The sequence below is a fragment of the Streptomyces sp. GB4-14 genome, from assembly GCF_022696125.1.
Taxonomy (GTDB): domain Bacteria; phylum Actinomycetota; class Actinomycetes; order Streptomycetales; family Streptomycetaceae; genus Streptomyces; species Streptomyces werraensis.
The window spans coordinates 3,120,790-3,135,903 of sequence record NZ_RZHO01000002.1; the positions used below are offsets into that span (position 1 = coordinate 3,120,790).

The 15,114-nt window shown below is 73.2% G+C and carries 16 protein-coding genes; 7 read left to right on the plus strand and 9 right to left on the minus strand.

The window, feature by feature from the left end; translation table 11 throughout:
• Positions 1–4 precede the first annotated feature (4 nt).
• Positions 5–490, plus strand: a complete 486-nt coding sequence (locus ELQ39_RS15425) for an Lrp/AsnC family transcriptional regulator (RefSeq protein ID WP_033273207.1) — start codon at positions 5–7, stop codon at positions 488–490.
• 25 nt (positions 491–515) lie between these two features.
• On the opposite strand, the gene ELQ39_RS15430 is transcribed toward ELQ39_RS15425, so the two are convergent.
• The 3 genes from ELQ39_RS15430 to ELQ39_RS15440 are packed head-to-tail and all read right to left on the minus strand — an operon-like array spanning position 516 to position 3,141.
• On the minus strand, positions 516–986 hold the full coding sequence (locus tag ELQ39_RS15430) for a hypothetical protein (protein ID WP_225641953.1): 471 nt from the start codon (positions 984–986) through the stop codon (positions 516–518).
• A 41-nt stretch (positions 987–1,027) separates the two neighbouring features.
• A complete protein-coding gene (locus ELQ39_RS15435) occupies positions 1,028–1,630 on the minus strand; it encodes a TetR/AcrR family transcriptional regulator (protein WP_190004359.1) in 603 nt (200 codons plus the stop codon).
• Positions 1,627–3,141 (minus strand): 3-hydroxyacyl-CoA dehydrogenase, encoded by a 1,515-nt coding sequence (locus ELQ39_RS15440; protein WP_242592253.1) that lies wholly within the window; start codon positions 3,139–3,141, stop codon positions 1,627–1,629. The genes ELQ39_RS15435 and ELQ39_RS15440 overlap by 4 nt, the downstream gene beginning before the upstream one ends.
• Positions 3,142–3,302: 161 nt before the next feature.
• Here ELQ39_RS15440 and paaN point away from each other — a divergent pair, with 161 nt between their 5' ends.
• Positions 3,303–4,994 carry a phenylacetic acid degradation protein PaaN gene (gene paaN, locus ELQ39_RS15445; RefSeq protein WP_225626681.1) on the plus strand — a complete coding sequence of 564 codons (1,692 nt, stop codon included), beginning with the start codon at positions 3,303–3,305 and terminating at the stop codon, positions 4,992–4,994.
• Between the two features lie 5 nt (positions 4,995–4,999).
• Here the strand turns inward: paaN and ELQ39_RS15450 are convergent, their stop codons facing one another.
• The 3 genes from ELQ39_RS15450 to ELQ39_RS15460 are packed head-to-tail and all read right to left on the minus strand — an operon-like array spanning position 5,000 to position 7,903.
• Complete coding sequence (locus ELQ39_RS15450) at positions 5,000–5,803, minus strand: TrmH family RNA methyltransferase (protein ID WP_242592255.1); 804 nt, start codon at positions 5,801–5,803, stop codon at positions 5,000–5,002.
• A gap of 10 nt (positions 5,804–5,813) precedes the next feature.
• Positions 5,814–7,070: an HTTM domain-containing protein gene (locus ELQ39_RS15455; RefSeq protein WP_242592257.1), complete on the minus strand. Its 1,257-nt coding sequence runs from the start codon at positions 7,068–7,070 to the stop codon at positions 5,814–5,816.
• The gene (locus tag ELQ39_RS15460) at positions 7,067–7,903 is read right to left on the minus strand and encodes a DUF5819 family protein (protein WP_242592259.1); all 837 of its coding nucleotides are present in this window, start codon (positions 7,901–7,903) and stop codon (positions 7,067–7,069) included. The genes ELQ39_RS15455 and ELQ39_RS15460 overlap by 4 nt, the downstream gene beginning before the upstream one ends.
• A 314-nt stretch (positions 7,904–8,217) precedes the next feature.
• On the opposite strand from ELQ39_RS15460, the gene paaA reads away from it, so the two are divergent.
• From paaA to ELQ39_RS15485, 5 genes are read left to right on the plus strand one after another with little or no spacing between them, the layout of a single operon-like run.
• The gene (gene paaA, locus ELQ39_RS15465) at positions 8,218–9,234 is read left to right on the plus strand and encodes a 1,2-phenylacetyl-CoA epoxidase subunit PaaA (protein ID WP_190004365.1); all 1,017 of its coding nucleotides are present in this window, start codon (positions 8,218–8,220) and stop codon (positions 9,232–9,234) included.
• Positions 9,231–9,518 (plus strand): 1,2-phenylacetyl-CoA epoxidase subunit PaaB, encoded by a 288-nt coding sequence (gene paaB / locus ELQ39_RS15470; protein ID WP_048457173.1) that lies wholly within the window; start codon positions 9,231–9,233, stop codon positions 9,516–9,518. The genes paaA and paaB overlap by 4 nt, the downstream gene beginning before the upstream one ends.
• Positions 9,515–10,252, plus strand: a complete 738-nt coding sequence (gene paaC, locus ELQ39_RS15475) for a 1,2-phenylacetyl-CoA epoxidase subunit PaaC (protein WP_242592261.1) — start codon at positions 9,515–9,517, stop codon at positions 10,250–10,252. The genes paaB and paaC overlap by 4 nt, the downstream gene beginning before the upstream one ends.
• Complete coding sequence (gene paaD, locus ELQ39_RS15480) at positions 10,246–10,785, plus strand: 1,2-phenylacetyl-CoA epoxidase subunit PaaD (protein ID WP_242592263.1); 540 nt, start codon at positions 10,246–10,248, stop codon at positions 10,783–10,785. The genes paaC and paaD overlap by 7 nt, the downstream gene beginning before the upstream one ends.
• Complete coding sequence (locus ELQ39_RS15485) at positions 10,785–11,846, plus strand: 2Fe-2S iron-sulfur cluster-binding protein (RefSeq protein WP_242592265.1); 1,062 nt, start codon at positions 10,785–10,787, stop codon at positions 11,844–11,846. The genes paaD and ELQ39_RS15485 overlap by 1 nt, the downstream gene beginning before the upstream one ends.
• Before the next feature lie 109 nt (positions 11,847–11,955).
• Here ELQ39_RS15485 and ELQ39_RS15490 read toward each other — a convergent pair whose 3' ends face one another.
• From ELQ39_RS15490 to ELQ39_RS15500, 3 genes are all read right to left on the minus strand, one after another.
• Positions 11,956–12,285: a rhodanese-like domain-containing protein gene (locus ELQ39_RS15490; protein WP_190004550.1), complete on the minus strand. Its 330-nt coding sequence runs from the start codon at positions 12,283–12,285 to the stop codon at positions 11,956–11,958.
• A gap of 101 nt (positions 12,286–12,386) precedes the next feature.
• Positions 12,387–13,226, minus strand: coding sequence for a hypothetical protein (locus tag ELQ39_RS15495; RefSeq protein WP_242592267.1), 840 nt, complete (start codon positions 13,224–13,226; stop codon positions 12,387–12,389).
• Between the two features lie 88 nt (positions 13,227–13,314).
• The gene (locus ELQ39_RS15500) at positions 13,315–14,769 is read right to left on the minus strand and encodes a DUF2252 domain-containing protein (RefSeq protein WP_242592269.1); all 1,455 of its coding nucleotides are present in this window, start codon (positions 14,767–14,769) and stop codon (positions 13,315–13,317) included.
• Positions 14,770–15,114: the final 345 nt, after the last annotated feature.

Consider the following 15,114-nt stretch of genomic DNA (forward strand, 5'->3'; position numbering starts at 1 on the left):
ACAAATGGCCGAGGGGCAGGAGGGGACGGGGCCACTGCCTCCGGCGCGGCCTCTCGACGCCATCGACCAGGACATCCTGCGCATGCTGCAGGCGGACGGCCGCGCGTCGATACGGTCGGTCGCCGAGCGGGTGCACGTGTCCCGCGCGAACGCCTACGCGCGGATCAACCGCCTCGTCGAGGACGGTGTCATCCGTGGTTTCGGCGCCCGCGTCGACCACGAACGCGCCGGTCACGGCACATCGGCGTACATCACGCTGAAGATCGTTCAGAACACCTGGCGCACGGTGCGCGAGCAGCTCAGGCAGCTCCCCGGCGCCTCGCACATCGCCCTGGTCGGCGGCGACTTCGACGTGCTCCTGCTGGTGCACACGCCGGACAACCGGACACTGCGCGAGCTGGTGCTGACACGCCTTCAGGCCATTCCCGAGGTGCTCAGCACCCGCACGCTGCTGGTGTTCGAGGAGGAGGACCTGGAGCCGCAGTGGTGATCCGGACCTCCGAGCCGCGAAGGCCCTAGCTGTCCACTCCCCAGCGCCAGACCAGTTCCCCGCCGACGGGCACGGCGGCCCAGCGCCTCGCGGCGGCGTCCAGCCGCGGTCCGGTCCTGGCCGGCGCCTCCGCGTCGAGCGGCGCCGGCCCCACTCCGCGGCCCTCGGTGAGCAGGCCGCTCCAGGCCCGGTAGGCCCAGGCCACGCGCAGCTCGGCGTCCATCACGGCGTCGCCGCCCCGGCGCAGCACCTTCATCCCGGACCGGCGGTGCCGGCCGGGGGTGACGGGCTCGAACCCCTGGAAGGTGGCGCCGCGCGCCATCGCGCCCCAGAAGCCGTCGTCGATGCCGAGCGCGGTCTCCACCACCGCGTGCACCAGGTCGTGCGGCATCGACGGTCCGGCGGGCCGGGCGGGGAGCCGGACGTCCGGCCCCTTGTCACGCCGTACCAGGATTTCGTGCTGGTTGTCCGGCAGCTTCCGGAAGGACATCTCCATCGGCAGCGAGGGTAGGCCTCCGGCCGCCCGACGGGCCCGCCTCACCCGCGCCCGTCGCCCGCCTTGCGCAGTCCCCCGAAGGCGAGCTGAGCCACCGCGTCGGCCACCTCGCGCTCGTTCATGCCGCGCCCGTCCGGCCTGTACCACTCCACGATGGAGTTGATCATGCCGAAGACCAGCCGGGTCACCAGCCGCACCTCTATGTCCTCGCGCACGTCCCCGTCGCCCGCCGCGGCCTTCAGCAGCTCGGCCACCCGGTGGTCGAACTCGCGCCGCCGCTCCAGCGCCCACCGCTCGGTGTCCGTGTTGCCCCGCACCCGCAGCAGCAGCGTCACGTAGGGAAGCTCCGCGATCAGCACCTCGACCATGCGCCGTACGACGTACTCCAGACGCTCGGCGGGACGCCCCACGCGCGCGTCCTCCTCCTCGAGGATCCCGAAGAGACCGTCGAGCGCCCGGCTCACCGCGCGGCGCAGCAGCTCCTCCTTGCCGGCCACGTGGTGGTAGATCGACGACTTGGAGATGCCGGCGGCCTTGGAGAGGTGCTCCATGGACGTGCCGTCGTAGCCGCGTTCGTTGAACACCTGGACCGCCACGGACAGCAGGGTCTCCGGGGTGTAGGTGTCCCGCTTGGCGGTGGTCATGGGGTGTCCTCCCGCTGGTCGGTGGCGCACGCGTACCGGTGGAGCGCGAGGGACGGCGCGTATCTGCCGCACGGGTCCACCTCGTGCATCTCGTCCAGCAGGGCCCCTGCCCAGCCGCGGCCGAGACGGCGGCTCCACTCGAACGGTCCGAGGGGGTAGTTCACACCGAGCCGCATCGCGGTGTCGACGTCCTCCTCGGTGGCGACGCCCTGGGCGACCGCGTCGACGGCGAGGTCGATGATCCGGGCCACCGTCCGCGCCACGATCATCCCGGGAACGTCCCCGATGACGCTCACCTTCTTGCCGAGCGCCTGGAACAGCCCGACGGCCTGCGCGACGGTCGCGGCGGAGGTGTGCGCGGCGTGGGACACGGCGATGCGCGTGGCCTTGCGGTAGTCCAGCGCCAGGTCGAAATGGACGACGTCACCGAACTCCGCGGAGAGCTGCCCGTCGGCCAGGACGAGTTGCCCGCCGCTCGGCAGGACCAGACGGCTGCCCTCGTCCTCCTCCGCCTCGCGCACCTCGATGCCCGCCTCACGGATCAGGTCCAGCAGCTCCGCCGCGGGCCCCAGACCGCCCTCGGCGACGACGTACGCGGGCGGCTCGGCGGGCCCGGCGGTGTGCGGCTCGGGGCGCTCGGCGCCCTCCCGGTGGTCGTACCAGCCGCGGCCCGTCTTACGGCCGAGGCGACCGGACTCGACCAGCCGGCGCTGCGCCAGGGAGGGCCGGAAGCGCACGTCCTGGAAGAACGCCTGCCACACCGAGTGCGTCACCGACTCGTTGACGTCCTGCCCGATGAGGTCGGTCAGCTCGAAGGCGCCCATCCTGAAGCCGCCGGACTCGCGCAGCACCGCGTCGACGGTCGCCGGGTCGGCGCCCTGCATCTCGTACACCTCGAAGGCCTCGGCGTAGAAGGGGCGCGCGACGCGGTTGACGATGAAGCCGGGGGTGTCGGCGCAGGCGACCGGCGTCTTCCCCCAGGCGCGGGCGGTCTCGTACGCGCGCGTGGCGGCGTCGGCGTCGGTGGCGAAGCCGGACACCACCTCGACGAGCGGCAGCAGCGGCGCCGGGTTGAAGAAGTGCAGGCCGACGAAGCGGCCGGGGACACGCAGCGCGCCGCCGATCGCGGTGACCGACAGGGACGAGGTGTTGGTGGCGAGGAGGCAGTCGTCGGCGACGACGTCCTCCAGTGCCCCGAACAGCTCCTGCTTGACGTCGAGGCGCTCCACGACCGCCTCGACGACGAGGGAGCAGCCGGCGAGCCCGGCGAGGTCGTCGACGGGGGTCAGCCGGGCGCGCGCCGCGTCCCGTTCGTCCGCGGTGAGGCGCTCCTTCTCCACCAGCCGGTCGAGCCGGGAGGCGATCGTGTCGGCGGCCTTGCGGGCCAGGCCCGGGGCGGCGTCGTAGAGCCGCACGGGATGGCCCGCGACCAGCGCGACCTGGGCGATTCCCTGCCCCATCGTGCCGGTGCCGACCACGGCCACGGGACTGCTGAGGTCGAGTGCTGTCATGTGCGCGATCCTCCCGCACGGTGTTTTCCACAGATGCGGCGGACCCCCTTGTCCCGACCGATCGTTCGGTTACTCTAACTCTGACCGCCCGTTCCTGACTACGTTTCCGCACAGGTCCAAGAGCTCGACGAAGAGTTCTCCAGACGAGGAGTTGGTCCCGCATGGCCGCCGAACTCACCGCGCACGAGCTGATCGCCCGCCACCGTCCCACCCTGGACCAGGCCCTGGAAGCGATCCGCACGCGCGCGTACTGGTCCCCCCACCCCGAGCACCCCAAGGCGTACGGGGAGAACGGCAGCCTGGACATGGCCGCGGGCAAGGCCGCCTTCGACGCGCTGCTCGGCAGCCGCGTCGAGCTGGACCAGCCCGGGACGGACGGCTGGGTGGACGGCGAGACCTCCCCGTACGGCATCGAGCTGGGCGTCAGCTACCCGCACGCGGACCTGGACGTGCTGCTGCCCGCGATGAAGGCCGGGATGCGCGCCTGGCGTGACGCGGGCGCCGAGACCCGCGCGGTGGTCTGCCTGGAGATCCTCAAGCGGATCAGCGACCGGACCATGGAGTTCGCCCAGGCGGTCATGCACACCTCCGGCCAGGCGTTCATGATGGCCTTCCAGGCCGGCGGCCCGCACGCGCAGGACCGCGGCATGGAGGCCGTCGCCTACGCGTACGTGGAGCAGGTGCGCACGCCCGACACCGCGGAGTGGACCAAGCCGCAGGGCAAGCGCGACCCGCTGGCCCTCACCAAGCGGTTCGTCCCGGTGCCGCGCGGCATCGGCCTGGTCATCGGCTGCAACACCTTCCCGACGTGGAACGGCTACCCGGGCCTGTTCGCCTCCCTGGCCACGGGCAACGCGGTCCTGGTCAAGCCGCACCCGCGCGCGGTGCTGCCGCTGGCGCTCACCGTCCAGGTCGCCCGCCAGGTGCTCACCGAGGCCGGCTTCGACCCGAACCTGGTGGCGCTGGCCGCCGAGCGGCCCGGCGAGGGCATCGCCAAGACGCTCGCCACGCGCCCGGAGATCCGCATCATCGACTACACGGGCTCCACGGAGTTCGGCGACTGGCTGGAGAGCAACGCGCGCCAGGCGCAGGTGTACACGGAGAAGGCCGGCGTCAACACGGTGATCGTCGAGTCCACCGACGACTACAAGGGGATGCTGTCCAACCTGGCGTTCTCCCTGTCCCTGTACAGCGGCCAGATGTGCACCACCCCGCAGAACCTGCTGGTCCCCCGCGACGGCATCACCACCGACCAGGGCCCCAAGTCCTTCGACGAGGTCGCCGCCGACCTGGCCAAGGCGGTCGACGGACTGCTCGGCGACGACGCCCGCGCGGGCGCCCTGCTGGGCGCGATCGTCAACCCGGACGTGAAGGCGCGTCTGGAGGCCGCCGCCGGTCTCGGCGAGGTCGCGCTCGCCTCCCGTGAGATCGCCAACGCGGAGTTCCCGGGCGCCGTGGTGCGCACGCCGGTGATCGTGAAGCTGGACGGCGCCAAGCCGGACGCCGAGGCCGCCTACATGAGCGAGTGCTTCGGCCCGGTCTCCTTCCTGGTCGCCGTGGACTCGGCCGCCGACGCGACGGAGCTGCTGCGGCGCACGATCCGCGAGAAGGGCGCGATGACCGTCGGCGCGTACACGACCTCCCCGGAGGTCGAGGAGGCCGTGACGGAGGTCTGCCTGGAGGAGGCCGCGCAGCTCTCGCTGAACCTCACCGGCGGGGTCTACGTGAACCAGACCGCCGCCTTCTCCGACTTCCACGGCTCCGGCGGCAACCCTGCGGCCAACGCGGCCCTGTGCGACGGCGCCTTCGTGGCCAACCGCTTCCGGGTGGTCGAGGTGCGCCGGGAGGCCTGAGCACCTCAGGCGGGTGCGCCCCCGGTGGCGCTCCAGTGGTACAGCGTCATGGCCACACTGGTCGCGAGGTTGTAGCTGGAGACCTGGGGGCGCATCGGCAGCGCCACCAGATGGTCGGCCCGCGCCCGCAGCTCGGCCGTGAGTCCGGTGCGCTCGGAGCCGAAGGCGAGCAGCGCCTCGTCCGGGAGCTTGAGGGAGCGGATGTCCTCGCCCTCCGGGTCCAGCGCGAAAAGCGGCCCGGGCGGCAGCTCGTCCACGGTCAGGCGTTCCACGGCGGTGGCGAAGTGCAGCCCCGCCCCGCCGCGCACCACAGTGGGATGCCAGGGGTCCAGCGTCCCGGTGGTGACGACGCCGGTCGCCCCGAAGCCGGCGGCCAGCCGGACGACCGCCCCCGCGTTTCCCAGGTTGCGCGGCTGGTCCAGGACCACCACCGGCGCGGTGCGCGGCGCGTACGCCAGCTTCGCCAGGTTGTCCGCGCGGTCGGGCCGTACGGCGAGCGCCGCGACGGCCGTGGGGTGCGGCCGCGGCACCAGCGAGGCGTAGGTCGCGTGCGGCACCTCCATGAGCAGCGCCCCCAGGATGTCCCGGACGTCCGAGGCCAGCTCGTCGGCGAGCGCCAGGGCGGCGGCCCGGTCGGCGGTCACCGCGACGAGCACCTCGGCGCCGAAGCGCACGGCGTGCTTGAGCGCGTGGAAGCCGTCGAGCAGCACCGCGTCCGGTGCGGCCCGACGCCATACGGCCACCGGGTCCACCCGCTCCACCGGGTTCTCCGGGGTCGCGGCGGACGGGTCGTGGGCGGGGTCGGTCATGCCGAGCAGCCTACGTGCGCGGGCCGGGCACCCCGTCGGTCACCGGAGCGGCCTCCGCCGGACCGACGGCGGGCGGACCACCGGGCGCACCGTCCGGGCGTCGCTGCGGCGGGACGACGGCCGCGTCCGCGCGCGGCCGCAGCCGCTCCCGCACGCGTGCCGCCAGGCGGCCGGTCCGGCGCAGGAAGGACGTGGGGAGGAAGACCGCGTCGGCCGCGATCATCGCCAGGGAGAAGAAGGGCAGTCCGAGCACCACGGCGATCACCGCGTGCTCCAGGATCATGAAGCTCAGCAGAGCGTTCTTGACCCGCCGGTTGAACAGCGTGAACGGAAAGGCGACCTGCACCACCACGGTCACATAGGTCACCAGCATCACCAGGGTGCCGCTCGCGGTGAACAGCTCCGCCAGCGACGGCCAGGGGGAGAAGTACTCCAGGTGCAGCGGGTAGTGGACCGCCGTGCCGTCCTGCCAGCGCGAGCCCTGGACCTTGTACCAGCCCGCCGTGGCGTAGATCAGGCAGGCCTCCGCCATGATCACCAGCAGCGCGCCGTTGTGCACGACGTTCGCGACCACGTCCAGCAGGATGCGCGGCTGGTCCGTCCTCGCCAGGCGCCCGACCAGCCACCACACCGCCTGCCCGAGCCACACCGCCCACAGCAGCGCGGGTATGAACCAGTCGCCGTCCGTCCGGTCCACCAGCGACCCCAGGAGCAGCACGGCGCCGAGGACCGCCCACAGCGCGGGGCCCGCCCTGTCGGGCGTCCGCTCCCCGCGCGCGCGTGCCTCCCCGGCCCGGCGCGCCCGCCGCGCGTCCAGGGACCAGACCTGGCCGCAGCGGGTGAAGACCAGGTAGACGGACATGATGTGCAGGACGTTGTCGCCGCCGTCGCCCATGAACACGCTGCGGTTCTGCAGGGTGAGGACGCCGACCATGAACAGCGCCGCCACGCCGCGGGTGCGCCAGCCGAGCAGCAGCAGCAGGCTGAACAGCACGGCCAGCGCGTAGACCGCCTCGAACCAGACCTGGCTGTCCGACCAGAGCAGCACGGTGAAGGCGTCGTTCGACCCGACCAGCTGGGCGGCCAGGTCCCAGGACCAGGGGCTGTCGGGGCCGTAGAGCTCCTGCCGGTGGGGGTACTCCCGCAGCAGGAACAGCAGCCAGGTGAGGCTGAAGCCGATGCGCAGCACGGCGGTCTGGTACGGGCCGAGGGCGGAGTCGGTGACCCGGGCGATGGCCCGGGAGACCGCCAGCGACAGACGGGTCATCCGATGCCTCCCCGCATCTCGTCCTCCGGCAGCAGCCACCAGGGCAGCACCCGGTACACGGCCTTGTCCGACGCCTTCTCCCCGCTCCACGACGGCGGCGGCACCTGGGTGGTGCGCGAGCGCACCTGGACGCGCGCGACCTCGCCGTCCCGCCCCGCCGCGTCCGCACGGTCCAGACGCATGACCATGATCCGCCGCAGGTACGACTCGGACAGGGCCCCGCGCAGGCCCACCGGGCGGTTGTCGTCGTCGTGGGTGGAGACGTAGAAGTCCCAGGCGCGGCGCAGCTCGTTCTGCTGGGTGTGACTGGGCGCCGGGTTGCCGTCGATGTCCCGTCCGTCCTGCGCCGACAGGTCGTACCAGCCGGTGGTGCGGCTTCCGCCGTCCGGCGTGCGGATCTCGGCTCTGACCTGCACGGACACGTTCTGCTGGAGCGGGTTCGGGGCGAACAGCTTCCAGTTCTGCTCGAACTCCGGGTAGATCCAGTCGGCGATCGTCCCGCTGTGCTTCTTGCTCACCGTGTTCGGCGGCGCCACGTGCAGGAACGTCATGCCGAGGTGTACGCAGACCGCGATGGCGACGACCGCGAGGGCCAGGGCGGCGCCGATCTGGTGGCGCAGGGAGAGAGCGGCGACGCCGGTGCGGGGTCCGTCGGAGGCGTCTCGCATCGGCTGCTCCGCGGCGGCCGTCTCCGTGCGGTCCGGTGACGGCGGCTTCGAGGCGGAAGGTCCGTCCGCCGGTGCCGCGGGGCCCCGCAGCGGGGCGCGCGGCGCCGGCACGCCCGGCTCCGCGGGCCCGTGCCGGGCGTCCAAGCCCTTGTCCTGCGCGTCCATTCCGCCCCGATCCCCGAGTCCCCGGTCCCTTGCCGCCTCTTGCCCGGCCCTGAGGCCCTCGCCGCGCTGGGCCACGACCGCTCCGCCGCGTCGCACGGAACGGTACTCAGCCCCCGCCGCCCGGGCACAGCCCCGTCGGCGCTCCGTCCCGTGGCGGTCACCACGTCCGGCCGCCCACGGGCGCCGGCGGCCGGCACCGGCAGGTTATCCACAGCGGTTGACACCTCGCGGCCCCCGTCTCACCATGGAACCGCACGAACCGAACGATCGGTCGGGAGCGTGCTCCGGTAAGCATCCAGGTCGAGGGGGACCCCATGGCGACAGCAGCCGCCCGCGATACGGCCGGCAGTCCGACGGCGTACGACGCGCCGGAGGGCCCCGGCGACACCGACGTCTTCCAGCGCGCCTTCGACGCGGCCGTCGCCGCAGACGAGCGGATCGAGCCGCGCGACTGGATGCCGGACGCCTACCGCGCCACGCTCGTGCGGCAGATCGCCCAGCACGCGCACTCCGAGATCATCGGCATGCAGCCGGAGGCCAACTGGATCACCCGCGCCCCCTCCCTGCGCCGCAAGGCCATCCTCATGGCGAAGGTCCAGGACGAGGCCGGACACGGGCTGTATCTGTACAGCGCGGCCGAGACCCTCGGCGTGAGCCGCGACGAGCTGCTCGACAAGCTGCACACCGGCCGCCAGAAGTACTCCTCGATCTTCAACTACCCGACACTGACCTGGGCCGACGTCGGCGCCATCGGCTGGCTGGTGGACGGCGCCGCGATCACCAACCAGGTCCCCCTGTGCCGCTGCTCCTACGGCCCGTACGCCCGCGCGATGGTCCGCATCTGCAAGGAGGAGTCCTTCCACCAGCGCCAGGGGTACGAGCTGCTGCTCGCCCTCAGCAAGGGCACCCCCGAGCAGCACGCGATGGCGCAGGACGCGGTGGACCGCTGGTGGTGGCCGTCGCTGATGATGTTCGGCCCGCCCGACGACGAGTCGCAGCACTCCGCCCGGTCGATGGCCTGGAAGATCAAGCGGCACTCCAACGACGAGCTGCGCCAGCGCTTCGTCGACATCTGCGTCCCGCAGGCGGAGTCCCTCGGCCTCACCCTCCCCGACCCGGACCTGAAGTGGAACGAGGAGCGCGGGCACTACGACTTCGGCGCCATCGACTGGTCGGAGTTCTGGGACGTCCTCAAGGGCAACGGCCCGTGCAACGAACAGCGCCTGTCCCGCCGCAGGACGGCCCACGAGGAGGGCGCCTGGGTCCGGGAGGCGGCAGCGGCCCACGCCGCCAAGCACAGCAACGACACGACGGGAGCGACGCGCGCATGACCCACACCGACTGGCCGCTGTGGGAGGTCTTCGTGCGCTCGCGCCGCGGCCTGTCCCACACCCACGCCGGCAGCCTGCACGCCCCGGACGCGGAGCTCGCCCTGCGCAACGCGCGCGATCTGTACACCCGGCGCGGCGAGGGCGTCTCCATCTGGGTCGTGCCGTCCTCCGCCGTCACGGCCTCCTCGCCCGACGAGAAGGACCCCTTCTTCGAGCCGGCCGCCGACAAGGCCTACCGCCACCCGACCTTCTACGAGATCCCCGAGGGGGTGCAGCACCTGTGACCACGACACCCGCCGCGGACACGGTCCCCACGGCCGCCGCGCTCGCCCTCGGCGACGACGCCCTGGTGCTCTCCCACCGCCTCGGCGAGTGGGCCGGGCACGCCCCCGTGCTGGAGGAGGAGGTCGCCCTCGCCAACATCGCGCTCGACCTGCTCGGCCAGGCCCGGGTGCTGCTGTCGATGGCCGGCGACGAGGACGAGCTGGCCTTCCTGCGCGAGGAGCGTGCCTTCCGCAACCTCCAGCTGGTGGAGCAGCCGAATGGCGACTTCGCCCACACCATCGCCCGCCAGCTGTACTTCTCGGTCTACCAGCACCTCCTGCACGACCGGCTGGCCTCCGGCGACGGCCCCTTCGCCCCGCTGGCCGGCAAGGCCGTCAAGGAGGCCGCCTACCACCGCGATCACGCCGAGCAGTGGACCCTGCGCCTCGGTGACGGCACGGACGAGAGCCACGCGCGCATGCAGCGGGCCCTGGACGCGCTGTGGCGCTTCACCGGCGAGATGTTCCAGCCCGTCGAGGGGATCGACGGCATCGACTGGCCCGGCCTGGAGAGCGCCTGGCGGGAAGCGGTCGAGGACGTGCTGGGCCGCGCCACGCTCACCGTGCCCGAGGGCCCCCGCTCGGGAGCCTGGAGGGCCGGCGCGGGCCGCCAGGGCCTGCACACGGAACCGTTCGGCCGGATGCTCGCCGAGATGCAGCATCTGCACCGCAGCCACCCGGGGGCGACATGGTGACCACCACGCCCCTGGAGGAGCAGCTGCTGGAGCTCGCCGGCTCGGTGCCCGACCCGGAGCTGCCCGTGCTGACCCTGCGCGAGCTGGGCGTGGTCCGCGCGGTGCGGGCGCACGGCACGGACAGCGTCGAGGTCGACCTGACCCCGACCTACACCGGCTGCCCGGCCGTCGAGGTGATGAGCCTCGACATTGAGCGCGTGCTGCGCGAGCACGGCGTCCGCGAGGTCACGGTGCGCACGGTCCTCGCCCCGGCCTGGTCGACCGACGACATCACCGACGAAGGCCGCCGCAAACTGCGGGAGTTCGGCATCGCCCCACCGCGCACGGGCGCCGCGCCGGGCCCCGTGCGGGTCGAGCTGGGCCCCACGCGCCGCGAGGGCGGCGCCGCCGACGGGACGCGGGAGCCCGTCCGCTGCCCGCACTGCGGCTCCCCCGAGACCGAGTTGCTCAGCCGTTTCTCCTCCACCGCGTGCAAGGCGCTGCGCCGCTGCCTGACCTGCCGTGAACCGTTCGACCACTTCAAGGAGTTGTGATGGCCCGCTTCCACCGGCTCCGGGTGGCCGCGGTCGACCGGCTCACCGACGACTCCGTCGCCCTCACCCTCGCCGTCCCCCCGGAGCTGCGTGAGGAGTACCGCCACGTGCCCGGGCAGCACCTCACGCTGCGCCGCGTCGCCGACGGCGAGGAGATCCGCCGCACCTATTCGATCTGCTCCCCCGCCCCCGACGGCGAGGCGCCGAGCACCCTGCGGGTCGGGGTGCGGCTCGTGGAGGGTGGCGCGTTCTCCACCTACGCGCTGAAGGAGATCGGCCTCGGCGACGAGCTGGAGGTCATGACCCCCGCGGGACGCTTCACGCTTCCCCCGGCCCCGGGCCTGTACGCGGCCGTGGTCGGCGGCAGCGGCATCACCCCGGTGCTGTCGATCGCTTCGACGCTCCTGGCCCGTGAGCCGGAGGCCCGGTTCTGCCTGATACGCAGCGACCGGACGACCGCCTCGACGATGTTCCTGGAGGAGGTCGCCGACCTGAAGGACCGCTTCCCCGACCGGTTCCAGCTGGTGACGGCCCTCTCCCGGGAGGAGCAGCAGGCCGGGCTGCCGTCCGGGCGGCTGGACCGGGAGCGGCTGTCCTCGCTGCTGCCGGTGCTGCTGCCGGTGGACCGGGTCGACGGCTGGTTCCTGTGCGGACCGTACGGACTGGTGGAGGGCGCCGAGCGGGCGCTGCGCGGGCTGGGCGTCGCCCGCTCCCGCATTCATCAAGAGATCTTCCACGTGGCCTCCGGACCGTCCGCCTCCGCCGGAGCCTCGGCCGCCCCCGCGTACAGCACGGTGACGGCGCGGCTCGACGGGCGCGGCGGCACCTGGCCCGTCCAGGCGGGCGAGTCCCTGCTGGACACGGTGCTGCGCAACCGCCCCGACGCGCCCTATGCCTGCAAGGGCGGCGTGTGCGGCACCTGCCGGGCCTTCCTGGTCTCCGGCGAGGTGCGCATGGACCGCAACTTCGCCCTGGAGTCGGAGGAGACGGAGGCGGGGTACGTCCTGGCCTGCCAGTCGCATCCGGTCACGGAGAAGGTCGAGCTGGACTTCGACCGTTGACGCCCTGAGCCCGGACACCGCTGAACCCGGACACCGCTGAGGCCGCCGGTCCGGTCCCACGGGGCGGTACCAGCGCCCGGCACGCCTTGTGGGGCGTGCCGGGCGACCGTCAGAGCACGTGGCCCGGCTGTCCGTCGTCCGTGACGACGGGACGCCCCGCGGCCTCCCACACCTGCATCCCGCCGTCCACGTTCACGGCGTCGATCCCCTGCTGGGCCAGGTACATGGTGACCTGGGCCGAGCGTCCGCCGGAGCGGCAGATCACATGGATCCGGCCGTCCTGCGGGGCGGCCTCGGTCAGCTCGCCGTAGCGGGCGACGAACTCGCTGATCGGGATGTGCAGCGCGCCTTCGGCGTGACCGGCCTTCCATTCGTCGTCCTCACGGACGTCCAGCAGGAAGTCGCCGTCCTTGAGGTCGCCGACCTGGACCGTGGGCACACCAGCTCCAAAACTCATGCCTCCGACGCTACCGGACCGGGCACGTCCACAGGCCGCCGTCCACAGGCTGCCGTCCGCAGGCTGCGTCCGCGGGGGCCGGCTCAGTCCTGCAGCGCCGCCAGCTCCGCCTCGCGCTGGGCCAGCTGGGCCCGCAGCTGCGCGGCGATGTCCTCGAGCAGCCCGTCGGGGTCGTCGGGCGCCAGCCGCAGCATGGAGCCGATGGCGCTCTCCTCCAGGTTCCGGGCGACCAGCGTGAGCAGTTCCTTGCGCTGGGAGAGCCATTCGAGGCGGGCGTAGAGCTCGTCCGCGGGGCTGGGGGTGTGCTTCAGCTCCGGTCCGGCGGCCCACTCCTCGGCGAGTTCGCGCAGCTCGTCCGCGCTGCCGCGGGCGTAGGCGGCGTTGACGCGGGTGATGAACTCCTCGCGCCGGGCGCGTTCCTTGTCCTCCTGCGCCAGGTCGGGGTGCGCCTTGCGGGCCAGCTCGCGGTAGAGCCTGCGGGCCTCCTCGCTGGGCCGCACCCGCTGCGGGGGACGCACCGGCTGGTCCGTGAGCATGGCGGTGGCCTCGGGGAACAGTCCGTCCCCGTCCATCCAGCCGTTCATCAGCTCCTCGACGCCGGGGATCGGCATCAGCCGGGCGCGCGCCTCGTCTGCCTTCCGCCGGTCCTCGGGGTCGTCGCTGCGGGCCGCCTTGATCTCGAGGATCCGGGCGTCCAGCTCCTCGAGGCGGGCGTACATGGGGCCCAGCTTCTGTTCGTGCAGCCGGGAGAAGTTCTCGACCTCGACGCGGAACGTCTCCACGGCGATCTCGAACTCGATCAGCGCCTTCTCCGCCGCCCGCACGGCCTGTTCCAGCCGCTCCTCGGGCCGCGTCGCGCCGTCACCGGCGGGCGTACGCTGCGCGCCGGCGCCTTCACCCTGGTCACCTTCCGAGGTCGTCACCCGGACAGCGTAGGCCACCTGCGGGGACGGCACGCCCCGTCACCAGCGTGCGCCGGCGTGGGGCCGGGACGTCCCGTGGCGGACCGGCTCAGACCCCCGTCTCCGCCGCGATCCGCCCCGCGCGTACGGCCGCCACCAGGTCCGTGTGATCGGCCTCGGTACGGTCGGCGTAGGCGACGGCGAACGCGGCGACCGCCTCGTCCAGTTCGTCGGTCTTGCCGCAGTACCCGGCGATCAGGCGGGGGTCGGCGCTGTGACTGTGGGCGCGGGCCAGCAGGGCGCCGGTCATGCGGGCGTAGTCGTCGATCTGGTCGGCGGCCAGCGCGGCCGGGTCCACGCTGCCCTTGCGGTTGCGGAACTGGCGCACCTGGTAGGGGCGCCCGTCGACGGTGGTCCAGCCCAGCAGGCTGTCGCTTATCACCTGCATCCGCTTCTGGCCCTCGACCACACGGCGGCCCTCGTGCTCCGCCTCGGGTGCGTCGAAACCGGCGGCCGGGAGGTGCGGCACCAGCGCCGAGGGACGGGCCTCCTTGACCTGGAGGACGAGCGGCTCGCCCCGGTGGTCGAGCAGCAGCACGACGTAGGAGCGGGTGCCGACGCTGCCCGTGCCGACCACGCGGAACGCCACGTCGTGCACGGCGTGGCGGGCCAGGAGGGGGTGGCGGTCGGCCGGGAGCGTGGCGAGGTACTGCTCGAGGGAGGAGGCGACGGCACACGCCTCGGCGTCCGGGACGCGGCGCAGCACGGGCGGGGCGTCGACGAAGCGGCGTCCGCCGTCCTCGGTGCGCTCGGTGGACTTGGCGGCGAAGCGGCCGCTGGTGTTGGCGCGGGCCTTCTCGGCGACCCGCTCCAGGGTGCCGACGAGGTCGTGCGCGTCGGTGTGGGAGACGAGCTCCTCGTCCGCGATGGCGTTCCACGCGTCCAGCGCCGGCAGCTTGGCCAGCAGCCGCATGGTGCGGCGGTAGGCTCCCACCGCGTCGTGGGCGGCCGCTCTGCAGACGTCCTCGTCCGCGCCGGCCTCGCGACCGGCGAGCACGAGGGAGGCGGCGAGCCGCTTGAGGTCCCACTCCCAGGGGCCGTGCACGGTCTCGTCGAAGTCGTTGAGGTCGATGACCAGGCTGCCGCGGGCATCACCGTAGAGGCCGAAGTTGGCCGCGTGGGCGTCTCCGCAGATCTGGGCGCCGATCCCGGTGACGGGCGTGCGGGCGAGGTCGTGGCCCATGAGGCCTGCCGAGCCGCGCAGGAAGGCGAACGGGGTGGCCGTCATCCGTCCGACGCGGAGGGGCGCCAGCTCGGGCAGCCGGCCGCGGCTGGACTCCTCGACGGCGGTCACGGCGTCGGGCCGGGACGCGTCCAGGTCCAGGGCGGCGTGGGCGCTCCGGGGGATCCGTGCGCGCAGCGCCTTGCCCTCCTGCTTGGGCGTGCCGGCGGCGGGCCAGCGGCCGAATCCCGGCACCCGCGGCAGCCGCGGTCCGTTCCCGGCGTCCGCCGCTCCGGACACTCCGGCGTCCCCTTCCACCCCTCCGGCTCGGGCGTCGCTCATCAGGACCACCTCCCCTCTGCACATGTGTGCGGTGCACACCCGTCGACATCGATCGAGCAGACCGTACAGCCGGTGGGCACGCTGACGGCAGCCCTGTGGACAACGCACAGCCTGCGGAAACCCGAGGACGAGGGCCCCTCTGCTCCGACCCGGCCCTCCGGCACGACCCGACCCTCCGGCCCGAAACCCGATCCTCCGGCCTGACCGTCCCGTCCGTCCGTCCGCCCGACCGTCCCGCCCGTCCGACCCTCCCATCCGCCCGACCGTCCGACCACGCCCGTCCGTCCGACCGCGCACCGCACCCCGACCTCCGGGACCGCACCCCGCCCCCGGTCCGTTACGACC